We start from the raw sequence: 15,963 nt of genomic DNA, 5'->3' as shown, positions 1-15,963 counted from the left end.
ATGAATGAAAGGTGCTACTCCAACGGGGGCGCGTCCGGCGCGGGACGGCCGTAGTCCCAGAGGCCGCTCCTTGAGGATCTTGGCCATCCGCCTGTGGCCGACCCTGACGAGGAGCGGAAGAATGTCACATCGCCCTGCCCGGCCTGCGCCGCGTTCCCGACTGATCACTTGGCTCGCGGCTATCGGCGCGATCACGGCCCTGGCACTCGGTCTCCCAGGGGCGTCGGCCGCGGCTGACGACACGAGCCGCCCGCATTCGGGGCCGACCGTCTCGACCCCGGAGGCCCTCATCCGGGGAACCCTCCAGCCGGATGCTCCGCCGCCGGGAGCGAACGACTGGAAGTGCAAGCCAACTGCTGCGCACCCGCGCCCTGTCGTCCTGCTCCACGCGACCCTCACGAACGCCCAGAACTGGATCATGCTGTCCCCTTGGCTGAAGAAGGCCGGGTACTGCGTCTTCGCGCCGAATTACGGCGGGGAACCGGGATCTCCGTTCAAGGCCACGCGGCACATCCCCGACTCCGCCCGCGAGATCGCCCGCTACGTCGACCGGGTGCTCGATGCCACCGGTGCCCGCCAGGTCGACCTGGTGGGACACTCCCAGGGCGGCGGTCTGATGCCCCGCTGGTACCTGCGGTTCGAGGGGGGTACGAATCCCGCGAACCCGGCGAAGAACAAGGTTCGCCGACTCATCGCCCTGGCCCCGTCCAACCACGGCGCCGGCGTCACCGGTCTGGGCAACCTCACGACCGAACTCGGCCTCAACTCGACGGTGTCCCTCGTGGTGGGGCGGGCGTACGAGGACCAGATGCCCGGCTCCCGGGTGCACACCACGCTCGACCGGGACGGCGACACACAACCAGGAGTCGACTACACCACGATCGTCACCCGGTACGACGAGGTCGTCACCCCCTACACCAACCAGTTCCTCACCGCAGGGCCGGGCGCGACCGTACGCAACATCCTGATCCAGGAGATCTGTCCCCAGGACATCTCCGAACACATCTCGATCGCCTTCGATTCCAACGCCCTCCAACTCGTCCTCAACGCCCTCGACCCCGCACACGCCAGACCCGTGCACTGCAGCCTCTCGGCACCCCTCCTCGGCGGCTGAGACAGCCCGGTAAGCGTCGGCGGGACGTTTCCCCGCGTCAGTGGAGTTCGTTGGAATCGACCCCGACCGGAACCACCTTCAACCGGGGTGAGCGTGGCACCCTTCGCATCCGTACGTAACCGCGAGGTGGCACGGACCGACGACGGAGAAGTGGCGTGAGGTGTGAGGGCGGCGGCGGACGGCCAGGGCGTCGAGGGCGGCGAGGAGTTCAGCGGCTGGTGCTGCTGGGCCCCCTGCTGGTCCTGCTCCTCCTCGGCGGCACAGGCCCCGCGTCGGCCCACGCGGCCCTCCGCGCCACCGACCCCGAGGACGGAAGCCTCCTCAAGTCGGCCCCCCGCCACCTCACCCTGACCTTCACGGAGTCCGTCGGCCTGCTCGACGACTCCTTCCGCGTCCTGGACCCCGACGGGCGCCGGCTGCGCACGGGCGAGCCGCAGCACGCGCAGGGCAGCGGCGACACGGCCCGGGTGACGTTGCCCGCGAAGCTCGCCCAGGGGACGTACACCGTCGCCTGGCGGGTGGTGTCGGCCGACAGCCACCCGGTCTCCGGCGCGTTCACCTTCTCCGTCGGCAAAGCCTCGGTCACGACGGCCACCGTGGACACCGGACCCGCCGAGGACCCGGCGACCAAGACCCTCTACAACCTCGCCCGCTATCTGGCCTACCTCGCCGCCGTCCTCCTCATCGGCACGGCGACCTTCATGGCGGTGTGCCGCCCGCCGGACGCCCCCGTGCTGCACAGGCTGCTCAGGGCTGGATGGTGGACCCTCCTCGTCGCCACCCTCGCCCTGCTGGTGCTGCGCGCCCCGTACGAGACGGGTGAGGGCCCTCTCGGCTCCCTGAACGCCGACTCCCTCACCCGGACCCTGAGCAGCCGACCGGGCGCGGTCCTGCTGGTCCGGCTGGGCCTCCTGGCGGTGGCCGCCGCCTATCTCGTACGACTGGCCAAGCAGCGCAAGCCCTACGGCTGGTCCGGCGCCGCCCTCGCCGTCGGCCTCGCCCTGACCTGGGCCGCCGGCGAGCACGCCTCCGCGGGCATCCAGGTGCCGGTCGCGATGACGTCCTCGGCGCTGCATCTGCTCGCCACGGCGGTATGGCTGGGCGGCCTCACGGCCCTGGTCGTGACGCTGTACCGGGCAGCCGACCTGACCCCGGCCACGGTAACCCGCTTCTCCCGCCTCGCCTTCGCTTCCGTGACCGTCCTGGTCGTCACCGGCGTCTACCAGTCCTGGCGCGGCCTCGGCTCCTGGGACGCGCTCACCGGCACGACGTACGGCAGGCTCCTGACCCTCAAGCTGGCCGCGGTGGCCCTGCTCCTCGGCGCGGCGGCCCTCTCGCGTCGCTGGACGGCGCGGCTGGCGACGGTCGACGCGGCGACGGTCGCACGGAAGCAGACGGCCGTACGGGAGCGGGTGCCGGAGACGGTCGGCGGCCCGCCGTCGTCGGAGCAGCCGCCGCAGACCGACGTACCGCCTCCCACGGACCAGCACCGCCGCGCCCTGCGCCGCTCCGTCCTCGCCGAGGTCACCGTCGGTGCCGTCGTGCTCGCGGTCACCACGATTCTCACCAACACGCTGCCCGGCCGGGCGGAGGCCGAGGCGGCGGCGGGGGCGCCCGCCGTCATCGGCGCCTCTGTCACCAACGTCCCCTTCGATGTCGGCACCCCCGGCGGCCGCGGCAAGGTGCAGATCACCCTCGACCCGGGCCGCGTCGGCGACAATTCGGTCGAGGCCCTCGTCTACGGCCCCGACGGCGGGGTCTCCATCGTTCCCGAACTGCGCATCTCCTTCACCCACCCGGCCAAGGACATCGGCCCGCTCGACGCCGAGCTCACCGACAAGGGCGGCTACTGGGGCAACAGCTTCCTCAACCTGCCCATCGCCGGGACGTGGGAGATGAAGGTGACCGTACGGACGTCGGAGGTCGACCAGGTGAGTGAGACCCGGTCGGTCGTTGTGCGCTAGTTCGATCATCTGGGCGATCAAGAGCGGTTCGAGATGTCGGTCACGTTTCCGAAACGGCGATCGTCATCTCTTGACGCATGACCAGACATACAGCTGTTATTGCGCCAACGTGTTCGGTCAAGTTGATTTCTGATCGATTACGACGGACTTCGACTCGCCCGCCCTCATGATCGAACCCTGCCCCCTTCAGGAGCCGTAGATGCAGCACTTCTCTCCCTCCGGTCTCTCCCTGCCCTCACCGAGCCGTCGCACCATGCTGCGCGGCATCGGCGGCGCCGCCGTTCTCGGCGCCGGCATCCCGTTGCTGAGCGCCTGTGGCGGCAGCGGCTCGGCGAGTGACCCGAAGACCGTCACGGTCGGTTCCAACGCGTCGGACGCGGTGCCGAAGAAGGCGTTCGCCGATATCTACGCGGCGTTCAAGAAGGAGTCCGGGCTCACGGTCGACGTGAACACCAAGGACCACAACACCTTCCAGGAGCAGATCAACTCCTACCTGCAGGGCACGCCGGACGACGTGTTCAACTGGTTCGCCGGTTACCGCATGCAGTTCTTCGCGGCCAAGGGACTGGCCACGCCGCTCGACGACGTGTGGAAGACCATCGGGGGCAACTTCCCCGACGCGATGCACAAGCTCAGCAAGGGCGAGGACGGCAAGTACTACTTCGTGCCGCTGTACACGTACCCGTGGGCGCTCTTCTACCGCAAGAGCGTCTTCCAGGAGAAGGGCTACGAGGTCCCCACCACGTGGGACGACTTCGTCGCGCTGTGCAAGCAGATGCAGAAGGACGGCCTGGTGCCGATCGCCTTCGGTGACAAGGACGCCTGGCCCGCGCTCGGTACCTTCGACCAGATCAACTTCCGTGCCAACGGCTACGACTTCCACGTCGAGCTGATGGCGGGCAAGGCCTCCTGGACCGACGCCAAGGTCCGCAAGGCCTTCGACCTGTGGGCGGAGATCCTGCCCTACCACCAGGAGGGCGCCACCGGCCGGACCTGGCAGGACGCCGCGCAGACGCTGGCGTCGAAGAAGGCCGGCATGTATCTGCTGGGCACCTTCGTGGGCCAGCAGTTCACCAACGAGGCCGACCGCGAGGACCTCGACTTCTTCGCCTTCCCGGAGATCGACCCGTCCTTCGGCCAGGACACCGTCGAGGCCCCGACCGACGGGTTCATGCTCTCCAAGGCCCCGAAGAACAAGGCCGGTGCCGTGAAGCTGCTGCAGTACCTGGGCTCCCCGGCCGCCGAGGAGATCTACCTCAAGTCCGACCCGAACGTCGTCGCCGCTTCCACCAAGGCCGACACCTCCTCCTACAGCGCGCTGCAGAAGAAGGCGTACGAGATGATCTCGGGTGCGAAGTCGCTCACCCAGTTCATGGACCGTGACAGCCGCCCGGACTTCACCTCCACGGTGATGCAGCCCGCGCTGCAGAAGTTCATCCGCGACCCCAAGGGGATCGACAGCCTGCTCTCGTCGATCGAGCGGCAGAAGAAGACGATCTTCGCGTCCGGCTGATCCGGCTGACACGGCTGATTCACATGACTACCGACATCACCAAGGAGACCCCCGAGGCGGCCGCCGTGCCGCCTTCGGGCGCTTCCCCCGCCAAGAAGGTGCCCCAGGGGCACCGCCGCCTGCTGACCCGCCGCGACCGGCTCACCCTCGGTCTGATGGCGGGCCTGCCCACGTTCCTGCACATCGCCCTGGTGTGGGTGACGGCCTTCGCCTCGATCGCGCTGGCCTTCACCACCTGGGACGGCATCGGCTTCGACTCGATCAAATGGGTCGGGCTGGACAACTTCCGTGAGCTGTTCACCAACAACCCGCAGTTCTGGCCGGCCGTCCAGCACAACGTCATCTGGTTCGTCGTACTGATCCTGATCCCGACGCCGCTGGGCCTGTTCCTGGCCGTGCAGCTGGACAAGAAGATCCGCTTCAGCCGCGTCTACCAGACCGCGTTCTTCCTGCCGGTCGTGCTGTCGATGGCCGTCATCGGCTTCGTCTGGCAGCTCGTCTACAACCCCGACACCGGCCTGATCAACAGCCTCATCGGGGCCAACGAGCCCGGCAAGTACATCGACTGGATCGGCGACCCGGACCTGAACCTGTGGGCGATCCTGATCGCCGCGTCCTGGCGCCACGCCGGCTACATGATGATCCTCTACCTGGCCGGCCTCAAGGGCGTCGACCCCGCCCTGCGCGAGGCCTCCGCCCTGGACGGCGCGGGCGAGTGGCAGACGTTCAAGAACGTCATCTTCCCCACCCTGCGTCCCACCAACACCATCGTGCTGGTCGTCACCATCATCGAAGCCCTGCGCGCCTTCGACCTCGTCTTCGTCTTCAACAAGGGCGCAGAAGGCACCGAACTGCTGTCGATCCTGGTCACCAACAACATCATCGGCGAGTCCAGCCGCATCGGATACGGCTCCGCGATCGCCGTCGTCCTGCTGCTGATCTCCCTCGTCGTGATCATCCCCTACCTGGTCGCGACCTTCCGGAAGGAGCGGCGCGCATGAGCTCCGTGAGCGCGCTGGCCAAGCAGCGCACCCCGATCCGCCCCGGCCGGATCCTGCTGCACGTCTTCCTCGCGACCATGGCGCTGGCCTGGCTCGCCCCGCTGCTGTGGGCCGTCTACGCGGCCCTGCGCCCCTACGGCGAGACGAGCGAGAAGGGCTACGTCTCCTGGCCCGACAAGCTGACGTTCGAGAACTTCACGAACGCCTTCACGCAGTCGGACATGACGCACTACTTCGGCAACACCATGCTGATCGCGATCCCGGCCGTGCTGGTGACACTGTTCCTGTCCTCGATGGTCGCCTTCTACGTCAGCCGCTTCGACTTCCGCATCAACCTGTTCCTGCTGCTGGTCTTCACGGCCGGCAACCTCCTCCCGCAGCAGGTCATCATCACCCCCCTGTACCGCCTGTACCTGCTCATCGACATCCCCGGCATCACGATGAGCGGCAAGCTGTACGACTCCGCGCTGGGCTTGGTCCTGATCCACGTGGCGTTCCAGTCGGGCTTCTGCGCCTTCGTGCTGAGCAACTACATGAAGATGCTCCCCCACGAGCTGACCGAGGCGGCGCTGGTCGACGGCGCGTCGGTGTGGCGGCTGTACTGGCAGATCACCCTGCCCCTGTGCAAGCCGGCGATGGCCGCCCTCGGGACCCTGCTGTCGATCTGGATCTACAACGACTTCTTCTGGGCCCTCGTGCTGATCTCCACCGGCGAGAACATGCCGATCACCTCGGCACTGAACAACCTCTCCGGCCAGTACTTCACCGACCCCAACCTGATCGCCGCCGGCGCCCTCATCACCGCCGTCCCGGTCCTGATCGTGTACTTCCTCCTCCAGCGCCAATTCGTCAGCGGCCTCACCCTCGGCGCCAACAAGGGCTGACCTCAGCCCCGTTCGAAAGAGAAGCACCGTGCACCACCCCTTCACCTCCGTTGCCTCCGTGCCCGTGGACGAGGCGCGCGCCCGTGTCCACGAGGAGGGCTGGCAGTCCTGGAGCCCCAGTGGCGCCTACGCCCTCGGCGACAAGCCGTACCGCCCGACCAACGACAACTGGGCGACGGTCTGTTACCGGCCGGGCGTGACCGTCCCCGAGGGCACCTTCCAGGGCGAGGGCCTGCTGGCGCTCGACCCGGGCGACGGATCGCCGGTGCGTCTGTGGGCGGCGGTCGATCCGACGCGTGCGGTCCCGTCGATCCGGCTTGTCGTGGAGGACGGCCGGGCGGAGGTCAGCGCCGACGGCGTGGTGAAGGAGTGGACGGGCGCCACCGTCCAGTCGGTGCTGGGCGACTGGGCCGACAGCCTCCAGATGGCGGCCCCCCGCCCGGCCCCGACGGTCTGGTGCTCCTGGTACGAGTACTTCACCGCCGTCACCGAGGACGACATCCACGAGAACCTCCGTGCGATGGAGACCCTCGACCTGCCCATCGACGTCGTCCAGATCGACGACGGCTACCAGAAGGCCCTCGGCGACTGGCTCACCCTCTCCGGCCGCTTCCGCTCCCGCGCCGGCATCGCCGACGCGATCAGGGCGCGGGGCCGCCGCGCCGGCATCTGGACGGCCCCCTTCCTGGTCGACCCGGCGAGCGACCTGGCCGCCGAGCACCCCGAGTGGCTGGTCCGGGACGCGGACGGCGGCTTCACGCACGCCGGCCGCAACTGGGGCCACGACCTGCGCGTCCTGGACACCACGCACCCCGAGGCGGCGGCGTATCTGACGGACGTCTTCCGCACGCTGCGCGCCGAGGGCTACGACTACTTCAAGGTCGACTTCCTCTACGCGGGCGCCCTGGACGGCGTACGGCACGACGCGGAGGCGGACGCGCTGACGGCGTACCGCTCCGGCATCGAGCTGATCCGCGAGGCGATCGGCGAGGACGCCTACCTGCTGGGCTGCGGCGCCCCGATCCTCCCCTCCATCGGCCTGTTCGACGCGATGCGGGTCAGCCCCGACACGGCCCCGCACCGCCGACCCGAGGCCGACGACTACAGCCAGCCCGGCCAGGACCCTGCCGAGTTCACGGGCGTCGGACGCCAGTGGCAGCACGGCCGCCTCTGGATCAACGACCCCGACTGTCTGATGGCCCGCCCGGCGGTGGAGACCCGGGAGCAGTGGGCGGCGCACGTGGAGGCGACGGGCGGTCTGATGGCCTCCAGCGACCGCCTGCTGTCGCTGGACGAGTGGGGCGTGGCCACGACCCGCCGTCTCCTCGGGGGAGTTGCCCGGTGAAGCGCGAACTGTCCGTCCCCGGCATCGCCTACGGCGGCGACTACAACCCCGAGCAGTGGCCCGAAGAGACCTGGGCCGAGGACATGCGCCTGATGCGCGAGGCCGGGGTGACCATGGTCAGCGTCGGCATCTTCTCCTGGGCGCTGCTGGAGCCGGCCGAGGGCGAGTACGACTTCTCGTTGCTGGACCGCGTCCTCGACCTGCTGCACGAGAACGGCATCGCGGCCGACCTCGCGACCCCGACGGCGGCGCCCCCGGCGTGGTTCTTCAAGGCCCACCCGGAGGCGCTCCCGGTCGACCAGGACGGCCGCCGACTGTCGTACGGCAGCCGCCAGACGTTCTGCCCGTCCAGCCCCGCCTACCGCAGGGCGGCCCTGCGGATCACGGCCGAACTGGCGCGGCACTACGCCGGCCACCCCGCGGTCGTGATGTGGCACGTCCACAACGAGTACGGCTGCCACAACCCTGCCTGCTACTGCGACACCAGCGCGCAGGCGTTCCGCGGCTGGCTGCGGGCCCGGTACGGGGACCTGGCGAAGCTGAACGACGCCTGGGGCACCACCTTCTGGAGCCAGTGGTACTACGACTGGGACGAGATCCTGCCGCCGCGCGCGACGGGCGCCGTACCCAACCCGACGCACCAGCTGGACTGGCACCGCTTCTGCAGCGACGAACTGCTGTCGCTGTACACGGCGGAACGGGACGTGCTGGGGCAGGCGGCCCCCGACATCCCCGCCACCACCAACTTCATGGTGATGTACAACTTCGACGCGCTGGACTACTGGCGCTGGGCCCCGAAGCTGGACATCGTCTCCAACGACCACTACCTCCAGTCCGCCGACCCCGAGTCGCAGATCGACATCGCGCTCAGCGGTGACCAGGTCCGCTCCCTCGCGGGCGGCCCCTGGCTGCTGATGGAGCACTCGACCGGCGCGGTGAACTGGCAGCCGGTGAACAGGGCGAAGGGCCCCGGCGAGCTGCGGCGCAACGCGCTGGCCCATGTGGCCCGCGGCGCGGACGGCATCGCCTACTTCCAGTGGCGCGCGGCCAAGGCGGGCGCCGAGCAGTGGCACTCGGCGATGCTCCCGCACGCGGGCACGGACAGCCAGATCTGGCGCGACGTCGTCCGACTGGGCGCGGACCTGCGGGCGTTGGCCGAGGTACGCGGCAGCGCGGGCACGGCCCAGGTGGCCATCGTCTGGGACTGGAACGCCCGCTGGGCCATGGAACTCCCCTCCCAGCCCAGCGCCGAACTGCGCTTCCAGGACCTGGTCCGCACCTGGTACGAGCCGCTGTGGCGCTCGGGCGTGGCGGTGGACTTCGTACGGCCGGACGCGGACCTGTCGGCCTACCGGGTGGTGTTGGCCCCCTCGCTGTACCTGGTGGACGACGAGGGCGCGGCGAACCTGGTGTCCTTCGCATCGGGCGGCGGCACCCTGGCCGTCGGTTTCCACAGCGGGGCGGTCGACGAGAACTGCCATGTCCGGCTGGGCGGTTACCCGGGCGCGTTCCGGGAGGCGCTGGGAGTCAGGTCGGACGAGCTGTTCCCGCTGCTGCCCGGCGAGTCCGTGGGGCTCAGCGGCGGCGGTACCGGAACCCTCTGGTCGGAGCGGGTACGCCTGTCCGGCGCCGAGCCGGTCGAGTCGTACACCACCGGCCCGCTGGCGGGCATACCGGCGGTGACGCGCAACTCCCATGGCGAGGGCACCACTTGGTACCTCGCCACGCAGCCGGACGCGGCGACCCTGGCGGGGTTGCTGGACCGCATCCGCAGGGAGGCGGGCGTGGAGCCGGTCCGTGCGACTCCCGAGGGCGTCGAGGCGGCCCTGCGGCGGGGCACCGACGCCGACTACCTCTTCCTGATCAACCACACCGACTGCCCCGCCCATATCGCGGTCGCCGCGGACGCCACGGAACTGCTGACGGGCAAGCCGGTGCCGGGGGCGGTCAGCGTTGCGGCGGGGGAGATCGCGGTGGTGCGGGAGCCGCGCGGGGACTGAGCACGCCTGTCAGCGCCACGCCGGGGCGAACTCGGCGTGGCCTGACCCATTCGTCAGGGGTAAGCCAGGGGGGAAGTCAGGGGGAAGCTGCGAGGGCCGACCGGTTCGGCATGGGGTCATCCGGCGGCGGGCGCTTCCGCGCGGACGATCAGTGTGCCGATGTGGCCGGGCTCCGGCGCGTCGAGTACGCGCGCTTCGGCCGAGGCGAAACCGGCCCGGGTCAGCAGGCGCTCCCAGACCGCGGGGCGGTAGCTGTAGCGGTAGGTGAACGTGGCCCTGCCCGCGAAGCCGCCCTTGTACATGCCTTGCGGGCCGTACGCGCCGGGGATCGCCGGGGGCTGGGAGAACGCGAACACACCGCCCGGGTTCAGCCGTGCCCGCACGAGCGGGAAGAGACGGCCCGGGTCGGCGAACCAGGCCGCGCCGAAGATCGAATAGACGGCGTCGTAGGTGTCCTCACAGGCGGCCAGCCACTCCAGGACTTCCCCGCACGCGAAGACGGCGCCGGTGTCGCCCCACCGCTCGGTGCCCTTCTTCACCATGATCGGGGAGAGGTCGACGCCGTGCGCGGTGATGTCGCGCTGGGCGAGGCAGGCGAGGGCACGGCCGGTGCCGCAGCCGATCTCCAGCACGCTGCCTGGGTTGCCGAGCAGTTCGGGGCCGGGACCGTGCCCGGCGTACTGCGTCCAGTGGAACACCGGCTCGGCGTCGTCCTTGAAGGCGGACTTGGCGTAGGTGTCCCATAGTTCGCTCTCGGCGGGGATGTCGTGCGGTACGGGCACGGTACGTGTTCCTCTTCCTGGGCAAGGGCGGGCGGCCCTGCCCGCAGGTGGGTTGAGGGCGGGGCCTGGCGTAGGACGGTTCAGTGGCTGTCGGGGACCTTGTTGTCGCACGGCGAGCAGTCAGTGCCGTCGATGGCCCACAGTTCCTCGTCGATGGCGAAGCCGATGGACTTGAGGAAGTCCGCGGTGCGCAGGCAGAGGCCGTCGCGGAGGCGCTCGACGAACGGCGCGTGGTGCTTGTAGCGGCCCTCGTTGTAGACATCGCAGAGGGCCCACCACACCGGCGTGTCGAGGATGAGTTGGTGCACCCCGATGTCGACGAGCTTGCCGACGCCCAGGTGCACCTCGGGGTGCTCCATGCAGCCGATGGTGTACATGACGGCGTTGCCGAGGATGCGTTCGGCCATGTCGCGGACCATGGTGTGGTCGCGCAGCAGCAGGGCGACCTCACGATCCCACAGACTCATGCCGCTGTCGAAGACGTTGACGGTCAGGTGCGTGATGTGCGGCTGGACCGCGTTGAGGAGTTCCTTCGGATCCCTGACACGGGTGCTGGAAGGGGTGTCGAGCAGGACGGTCATGGACGTTCCCTTTCTGGGAGGTGTCGCGCCGTGCTGGTGGGCTTCGGGGCGGGCGCAGGCGCTCGGCGGTTGTCAGCGTGATGGGCACAGCCGCAACGGCGGACGAGCCAGATGCCGATGGCGTGGGGCAGCGGAATGTCCTTGGTCTGGCGGCACTCGCGGTGCAGGTCCTTGTAGCCGGGCTGAACGGCGAGCGCGCACTCGGCCGACAGGGGGAGGGTCTCGGTGTGGGGCGCTGTCATCGGAGTCGTCCCGCCCGGTTCAGCTCAGTCACCCGTGCACGGAGTACTTCAGTGTCCGTGGGGTGTCGGACCTCGCTGGGGTCCGCATCCCACTCGCGTCCGCTGCCGGGCGGCCGGAGCTGGATGTGGGGGCCTTCGTTCCCCATGACATAGCCGATCTTGTTCGTCTTCGTGTCGACGACCAGGGCGCCGTATGCCGCCGACGTGTGGGGGTCGGCATCCCGCGGTTCCGTCGTAGCCATGAACAGGACGTTAGGGAGAGACAGTTGACACACGCTACGCGATGTTCTCGAATGTTCTTGCTGTCTGGCTGAATGTTCTTATGTGGTCTCACACGACGGGGTGCACTTTGTAGTACAGGACATCAGACCTGGTGATGCTTGAGTCACACGACTCCGTGCACCGAGGGAGACAACCATGGCGCGACGACTACGCTTCAACGGCACAGACAGCAAGAACGGAAACTGCCCTGCCGTACACGAAGACCTGGATACAGGTGAGATCGTCGTTCAGGGGACACCGCTCACTGACCCCCAAGTCCTCTCCCGGCTACAGCACTTCGGCCATGGAGACGCCGCAGTGGTCGTGCCACGCGAACTACTGGTCAACCATGGCCCCAAGGAGGTCACTCGCGTGCCCAAGCTGATCGACCTGGATGAGTTCAGGCGACTCTTCGAGACCTTCGAACACTCGGCATGGCATCTGGAGACGCGGGGCGGCTACGCGTCGGACCGCGAGGACCCTTCTTACGCGGCGTTCGTCGAGTCCGGCACAGCCGCGTGGGACCTCGACAGCGAGTGGTGCACGAACATCCGCCACCAGACGTCACGGGGCAAGTACGTCGGCCGCGTCCGCGTTGTCGACAACCCGCCGACCACAGGACAGCTCTTCCTGCTCGACTACGCGAAGTGCAATGCCGCCACGGGTGAGGACGCGCGCAACCTGTGGCGGGAGGAGGCAGAACGGCTGCTCCTGCCCGCCGAGGATTTCTGGATCTTCGACAGTCGCCTGGTCGCTGTGCTCAACTTCGACGACGCCGACACCCTGCTCGACGTCGAGGTGATCACAGAGCCCGCAGAGGTCCTGCGGTACTGCCAGGTGCGCGACGCGGCGGTACATCGCGCCATCCCATACGACCAGTTCGCGGAGCAGTTGGCCGCGAACAGCTAGTGAGCGGAACCGGTGAGCACAGACTTTCAGCAGGCCAGGGAAGCTCTTGGAGTCCGCCTCCGGGAACTGCGGCTTTCGGCCCCTGGAGGTCGGCTCACCGGTCCGCAACTCGCTCAGCGGCTCAGCTGGCCACACTCCAAGATCTACAAGCTGGAGAACGGCCGGCAGACCGCGACGACCGAAGACCTGCGGGCCTGGGCGGAGGGTGTCGATCAGCCCCACGCCTTCGACGAACTGGATGCGCGCCTCAAGGGCTTCGAGTCCCACATCCGCTCGTGGCGCCGCCAACTAGCCGCAGGACACCGACCGGTACAGGACAGCTGGAACGTGGAGGTCGCCCGGTCGACAGTCATCTACGCATGGGAAGAGGCCGTCGTCCCAGGCATGTTGCAGACGGCCGACTATGCACGGCACATATTCCTGCGCTATGCGGAACTCCAGAACTCGGTGCGCGATACCGATGCCGCGGTCCGCGCGCGGATGAAACGCCAGGAGTGGCTGTATCAGCCGGGCAGGAAGATCCACGCTCTTGTCTGGGAGGCCGCGCTTCACGCACTCGTTTGCCCACCCTTCGTCCTCGCCGCCCAGCTCGACCGCCTGGCAGGCATCATCGGGATGGACACAGTGGAACTCGGGATCATCCCTCTCGGAGCATCGCTCAAGATCCCCACCGCCAACGGTTTCTGCATCCTGGACGACAGGCTTGTGATCACTGAGGACTGGCATGCGGAGCTGTGGCTGGATGAGGCAGACAGCATCGCCAACTACATGCGGGTATGGAGGACGCTCCAGGAGTCCGCGGCGTACGGGGCTGACGCCCACAACGTGATCAACGCGGCGCGGCGCACGCTGAACCAGCGCTGATACTCCCGTCGTCTACGCGTCCTCTGCGGCGGCGGACTTCTCAGCTCGCTCGGCGACGAACGAGCCGAGGCCCACCTCGGCTCGGATGAGCCCCTCTGCCTTGAGATGGGCCAGCGCCTTCTGTGCGGTCGAGGCGGCAATGCCGAACTCGGCCGACAACTCCACGACTGAGGGCACTCGGGCGCCCACCGGGTACTCGCCGTCGGCGATGCGGGTGGCGATTGCTGTGGCGACCTGTCGCCAGACGGGTCTCGTGCGGTCAAGCTCCGGGTTCATGCGGTGGACGCTAAAACTCTGCGGTAGACCGCGCGACCGCAGTAGACTTCGGTAGACCGCGAACAAGCCGTTAAAAGACCCCCGCGACGGGTGGAAGCCGTCCGGGGGCACGGCCACCAGCAGAATCGGAGCTGATGACATGACCGACCCTATCCACCACCTGGCCGCCTGGGTGGCGCTGCTGCTCAAGCCACGCGGCGCACATCGTCGCCCCGCACGACCGCCCCACCCCGCACTCGTCGCCCCGACGCGGCCTCGCGTCCCGCCCCTCCCTGCCCACCGCAGCCCCTACGGCCTGGACACTCCGCTCGACGCCACTGCAACCCGCTCCGTACGCCCGTACCTCACCGCCCACGAGCAACGTCAGCGGCGTCGCGAGGTCGCTCTCGCCGCCCTGGGGCAGGACATGTCCGGCCCGTACTGGATCCATGGGCTGGAGGTCGCCTGATGGCAGCGGAATCGCCGCGCCTGCTTCCCTGGTCCGGCCCCGAAGGCAAGGCGTGCTACCTCATCACCGATGACCACGGCGGACCGGTGACCCGTCTGGCCGACGCCACCGAGTCCATCCAACTCGGCATGGGCGGCGAACTCCTCGCCCACGCCCACGACATGCTCCCGGACACCCCGCCCGGCGAACTCCGCTTCCTCGCCGAGCGCCTGACCGAGGCCCTCCACGACGCCCTCCGGATCGCCGAAAGCCGCGGTCGGCGCCTGGGCCGTCTGAGCTAGCAGTCGCCAACGAGTCGCCATCGCAGCGCGAGAGCCCCGGCGATCACCGGGGCTCTCGACTCCTCGCACTCGGCAGGATTCGAACCTGCAACCTTCTGATCCGTAGGATCGGGCAAGCTGTTGGGTGGGGGCTCCGCCTTCCTCCCCGCTGATCGCTGATGGCCGTGATCAACAGTCTCTGTGTGCTGTCGTTGCCGTCAGGGTTGCCGTCAGCTCGAAACGGTGGCACCACCTGTAGCGACCGTATTCAAGTCCGTTCCCTTAGGCCGCTCGGGCAGCCCACCTCGGCCTCGGCCCACCAGGGGTGGAGCGGGTACAGCGTGCCGGCCCTGAGCGCGCAGCGGGCAGCAAGGTCCACACGGGTCCACTGGCTGGCTCGGTTTCCGGGGGCCAGTGCCGCCGTGCTGTGCAAGCGCGAGCAGAGGGCCTTTCGAGGTGGCTACGGAGGTCACCTTCTCGTTCGACTGGGGCTACGAGCTGCTCAGACAGGTCGGTAGGGTGAAGGAAGCGATCCGGGTGTGCCAGTTGGCGACGCCGTCGGCGGGAATGTACTGGTTCGTGTACCACATCTTGCAGTCGTCGTCGGGATCGACGGCCATCGAGGTGTAGTCGCCCCAACGCGCGCTCCCGATCTGTGAGCCGCCGCCGGTGATCACGATGGTCTCGCCCAGTGTCATCTCGCCCAAGGGGTCGTTGGCCAGCCGTCCGGTGAAACGGATCGACGGGTGGGTGGTGCTGGATGACTGGGAATACCCGAGCGCGATGTTGCCTGCCCTGTCCTGGGCCACGGAGCCCATCCACCGAAACGTGCCGTCCGGAGCGTAGGTCCCCTGCTGGTGAACGACAGGGTCGCCACCGACCAGCCGCAGCTCGTACCAGCGCACACCTACCGACGTGCCTGCATTGATCGAGTGATTGACCACCAGTGACTCGTGAATACCGTAGTTCCGGTAGGCGAGCCGGTACATCATACGCTCGGAGAATGTCTCTAGTTGCTGAGTGGTGCCACCCTGCGGGACGCATGTAAGTCTCGGCTGGCCCGCACAAGCGACGGTGTAGGGGGCCACATTGATGGCCCCGCCCGTGACCGTAGACTGTGCCGGGTTGCCCCAGTCGACGTGGTACTTCGTGTATGCCAGCGTGGTGTTCGACAGACGGGGCGCCACCTGGACGTTCGGTGCACCTGCTGGAGGCGGGGTGCTTCCGTCAAGATCGGCTGGGATAAACCCGTCGATGTTGACGTCGAAGCACTGCTGGGTGGCAGCCGCGCCGGTCAGCATGCGTGCCCGGTCCAGGGCGCAGACCTTGGATCCCAGACCAGTTCTCGGCTGGGGGCCGGCGGTGAACATGTTGTAGGTGACGTAGTAGCCGTCCGGCCACACGGAGAGCTTCCCGTAGTCGTTACTCAGGTTGAATTGGCGATGTCCGGGCTGTGGTGACGGGTCGTGATCCCTGCGGTACGACGTCCTCATGCGGTACGCGCAAGGGGGCGGGCTGA

Annotated in this window: 17 protein-coding genes; 11 read left to right on the top strand and 6 right to left on the bottom strand. The window is 68.4% G+C overall.

Going from position 1 to position 15,963, the window contains the following annotated elements:
• Nucleotides 1-121: 121 nt before the first annotated feature.
• The 7 genes from ADL12_RS32090 (at nt 122) to ADL12_RS32060 (ending at nt 9,821) form a co-directional block, all read left to right on the top strand.
• The gene (locus ADL12_RS32090) at nt 122-1,114 is read left to right on the top strand and encodes an esterase/lipase family protein (RefSeq protein ID WP_062708361.1); all 993 of its coding nucleotides are present in this window, start codon (nt 122-124) and stop codon (nt 1,112-1,114) included.
• 218 nt (nt 1,115-1,332) lie between these two features.
• Entirely contained in the window at nt 1,333-3,078 is a 1,746-nt protein-coding gene (locus ADL12_RS32085; RefSeq protein ID WP_062708358.1) for a copper resistance CopC/CopD family protein, read from the top strand.
• Between the two features lie 199 nt (nt 3,079-3,277).
• Entirely contained in the window at nt 3,278-4,591 is a 1,314-nt protein-coding gene (locus tag ADL12_RS32080; protein ID WP_062708355.1) for an ABC transporter substrate-binding protein, read from the top strand.
• A 23-nt stretch (nt 4,592-4,614) separates the two neighbouring features.
• Nucleotides 4,615-5,592 carry a carbohydrate ABC transporter permease gene (locus ADL12_RS32075; protein ID WP_062708352.1) on the top strand — a complete coding sequence of 326 codons (978 nt, stop codon included), beginning with the start codon at nt 4,615-4,617 and terminating at the stop codon, nt 5,590-5,592.
• The gene (locus ADL12_RS32070) at nt 5,589-6,476 is read left to right on the top strand and encodes a carbohydrate ABC transporter permease (protein WP_062708350.1); all 888 of its coding nucleotides are present in this window, start codon (nt 5,589-5,591) and stop codon (nt 6,474-6,476) included. Before ADL12_RS32075 ends, ADL12_RS32070 begins: the two co-directional genes overlap by 4 nt.
• A 28-nt stretch (nt 6,477-6,504) precedes the next feature.
• On the top strand, nt 6,505-7,821 hold the full coding sequence (locus ADL12_RS32065) for a glycoside hydrolase family 36 protein (RefSeq protein WP_062708347.1): 1,317 nt from the start codon (nt 6,505-6,507) through the stop codon (nt 7,819-7,821).
• Complete coding sequence (locus ADL12_RS32060; protein ID WP_062708344.1) at nt 7,818-9,821, top strand: beta-galactosidase; 2,004 nt, start codon at nt 7,818-7,820, stop codon at nt 9,819-9,821. Before ADL12_RS32065 ends, ADL12_RS32060 begins: the two co-directional genes overlap by 4 nt.
• A gap of 116 nt (nt 9,822-9,937) precedes the next feature.
• Here ADL12_RS32060 and ADL12_RS32055 read toward each other — a convergent pair whose 3' ends face one another.
• From ADL12_RS32055 to ADL12_RS32045, 4 genes are all read right to left on the bottom strand, one after another.
• Nucleotides 9,938-10,603 (bottom strand): class I SAM-dependent DNA methyltransferase, encoded by a 666-nt coding sequence (locus tag ADL12_RS32055; RefSeq protein WP_062708341.1) that lies wholly within the window; start codon nt 10,601-10,603, stop codon nt 9,938-9,940.
• Nucleotides 10,604-10,683: 80 nt separating this feature from the next.
• Nucleotides 10,684-11,184: a hypothetical protein gene (locus ADL12_RS32050; protein WP_062708338.1), complete on the bottom strand. Its 501-nt coding sequence runs from the start codon at nt 11,182-11,184 to the stop codon at nt 10,684-10,686.
• Nucleotides 11,181-11,426 carry a hypothetical protein gene (locus ADL12_RS51255; protein ID WP_079052395.1) on the bottom strand — a complete coding sequence of 82 codons (246 nt, stop codon included), beginning with the start codon at nt 11,424-11,426 and terminating at the stop codon, nt 11,181-11,183. The genes ADL12_RS32050 and ADL12_RS51255 overlap by 4 nt, the downstream gene beginning before the upstream one ends.
• A complete protein-coding gene (locus tag ADL12_RS32045) occupies nt 11,423-11,668 on the bottom strand; it encodes a hypothetical protein (protein WP_062708335.1) in 246 nt (81 codons plus the stop codon). The genes ADL12_RS51255 and ADL12_RS32045 overlap by 4 nt, the downstream gene beginning before the upstream one ends.
• A 175-nt stretch (nt 11,669-11,843) precedes the next feature.
• Between ADL12_RS32045 and ADL12_RS32040 the strand changes: the two genes are divergently transcribed.
• Together ADL12_RS32040 and ADL12_RS32035 are read left to right on the top strand one after the other, a co-directional pair.
• Entirely contained in the window at nt 11,844-12,596 is a 753-nt protein-coding gene (locus tag ADL12_RS32040; RefSeq protein ID WP_062708332.1) for a DUF6879 family protein, read from the top strand.
• 12 nt (nt 12,597-12,608) lie between these two features.
• A complete protein-coding gene (locus tag ADL12_RS32035; RefSeq protein WP_062708329.1) occupies nt 12,609-13,460 on the top strand; it encodes a helix-turn-helix domain-containing protein in 852 nt (283 codons plus the stop codon).
• 12 nt (nt 13,461-13,472) lie between these two features.
• Here the strand turns inward: ADL12_RS32035 and ADL12_RS32030 are convergent, their stop codons facing one another.
• The gene (locus tag ADL12_RS32030) at nt 13,473-13,736 is read right to left on the bottom strand and encodes a GntR family transcriptional regulator (protein WP_062708327.1); all 264 of its coding nucleotides are present in this window, start codon (nt 13,734-13,736) and stop codon (nt 13,473-13,475) included.
• A 139-nt stretch (nt 13,737-13,875) separates the two neighbouring features.
• Between ADL12_RS32030 and ADL12_RS32025 the strand changes: the two genes are divergently transcribed.
• A complete protein-coding gene (locus ADL12_RS32025; RefSeq protein ID WP_062708324.1) occupies nt 13,876-14,184 on the top strand; it encodes a hypothetical protein in 309 nt (102 codons plus the stop codon).
• Nucleotides 14,184-14,465: a hypothetical protein gene (locus ADL12_RS32020; protein ID WP_062708320.1), complete on the top strand. Its 282-nt coding sequence runs from the start codon at nt 14,184-14,186 to the stop codon at nt 14,463-14,465. The genes ADL12_RS32025 and ADL12_RS32020 overlap by 1 nt, the downstream gene beginning before the upstream one ends.
• A 470-nt stretch (nt 14,466-14,935) precedes the next feature.
• Here the strand turns inward: ADL12_RS32020 and ADL12_RS32015 are convergent.
• A partial coding sequence (locus ADL12_RS32015; protein ID WP_208614665.1) for a hypothetical protein occupies nt 14,936-15,963 on the bottom strand: 1,028 nt, incomplete at its 5' end.

Source organism: Streptomyces regalis, from assembly GCF_001509475.1.
Lineage (GTDB): Bacteria > Actinomycetota > Actinomycetes > Streptomycetales > Streptomycetaceae > Streptomyces > Streptomyces regalis.
The sequence above is the reverse complement of the archived record's forward strand: the minus strand, read 5'-3'. Positions and strand labels throughout refer to the sequence as shown.